Here is a 1633-nt window from a genome sequence, read left to right on the forward strand (position 1 = left end):
TAAGTGTACTCTACAGTTGTGCACAAAGTAATGTATCCAATAGTTCTGAAAGAGATTATCAGGAAGCGATGGGTTTCTTTAGAAAGAGTTTTATTAATCATTTTCCAGTAAAAAAGAATGGATCCGGAAATGAGAGTAGTATGTTTTCCGCCAAGAGTGAAAAAAAAAACGATTTCAATCTCTTACTTTATCAATATAATGTAAATCAGGATACAATCTATTCAGTATTAAAAAAAATCAGAGACAAAGCTATCGCAGAGTATAAACCTACAGATTCTTGTTTGCTAATTGTCAATCGCTTCGAAACTGCGGGCTCTAAGGATAGTTTAGAAATTCCAATTATTACCGATAGTACTTTGATTAATAGGGATTGCTACAACAAAAAATATCCAGTCCCCAATTTTATTGGTTCACATCAAAATATTATGAATAGGGATTTTAGATTAGATGATAGTTTTACGATCTATGTGCTGGATGCGAAAAAAGTCGATTCGTGGGGAACAGAATTTGCTTTGGGGCCAGATCCTCAAATGCCAAATAATTGGAAAAATGGATACTCGAAAGGAGTCGCAATAAGTAAAAAAAAACAAACAGTAATTTATTGGACTGTTATTTGGTAATCGCTTGAAAATTCGGACAGACATTCCAATCACCTTTGACTCACAACCTAGTTATTGTTTTTATAATTAGAATTAGAAATAAAACCTCCTTCTATTATGCCATACTTATTGACTTTCCATGCACCTAGTATTGCACTTGGAGGAACGTTATCCCTATTTGCATAATTTTCCTCAATTACATATACATAACCGTTGGGGTGTTTTAATGCCTCAAGTTGTGCTCTGGTATCTGGTTTAGTAGGTTTGTTCTTCATCTGGTTTTTCCGATAGTAAAGTTAGCAATAACTTTTTGGACCTAAAAAAAATTGGCAACTATTAATAGTTAATTTATATGATAATTAACTATATGATTGAATATTTTCTAAAGTTAAAACCAGGGTAAGTAACATTATCAATAACTAATGTGAATACTGGTATTTTACTGGATGAATAGAATAAGTGAGCAATAAATAGTTCAAAGGGTATTTATTTGATGACGAACTAACAGCCTTGAATATAGCTAAATTAATAATTTCTGAAAATTAAATTGTATAACGTTATAGCTTTATAGAAAAGGAAAATCAATCTAGTGTTTTTACAAATGCAGCACTTTTAACAGATGGAGTCACTACCTTCGATTTTTTTCCATTAATATTTGGAAACTCGAAATTTAGGGAAATGAGAACTCTGATTTCAAAATTAAATGTAGAGAAGTGAGTTACGAACTAGTACACTAGGTTGTAAACATCGTCGATTGAGTTATTTACCATACAGTAAATTTAATGTAATTGAAGCCCGGTTAAAAACGCCGGGCTTCGTGTTTACTGGAAAAATCCGCTAACATTTCACCTAAAAAATCGCAGAAAAAAATAATTTTCTCCCTATATATTTATGATTTTACACCATCGAAAAATGGAAACCTATTTACTTTTGAAAAGCAAAATAACGCTCTCTGGTTTTTTAAAAGCGATGTAAAGTAGCACGTTCTCAATGTCCATTGTAACCCTACTATGATTCTTTTTATAATGCAGTGC

General features: G+C 31.7%; 2 protein-coding genes. One reads left to right on the top strand and one right to left on the bottom strand.

Annotation, left to right across the window (positions count from 1 at the left end):
- Nucleotides 1-620 (top strand): hypothetical protein (locus DBR11_RS29645; RefSeq protein WP_158275309.1); only part of this gene is annotated, 620 nt, incomplete at its 5' end.
- Between the two features lie 47 nt (nt 621-667).
- Here DBR11_RS29645 and DBR11_RS16885 read toward each other — a convergent pair.
- Entirely contained in the window at nt 668-874 is a 207-nt protein-coding gene (locus DBR11_RS16885; RefSeq protein ID WP_108553823.1) for a hypothetical protein, read from the bottom strand.
- Nucleotides 875-1633: the final 759 nt, after the last annotated feature.

The organism is Pedobacter sp. HMWF019 (assembly GCF_003061025.1).
Taxonomy (GTDB): Bacteria; Bacteroidota; Bacteroidia; order Sphingobacteriales; family Sphingobacteriaceae; genus Pedobacter.

Excerpts from the sequence above, each read along its gene's own strand:
- DBR11_RS16885 (WP_108553823.1), bottom strand. The coding sequence starts at position 874 with ATGAAGAACAAACCTACTAAACCAGATACCAGAGCACAACTTGAGGCA.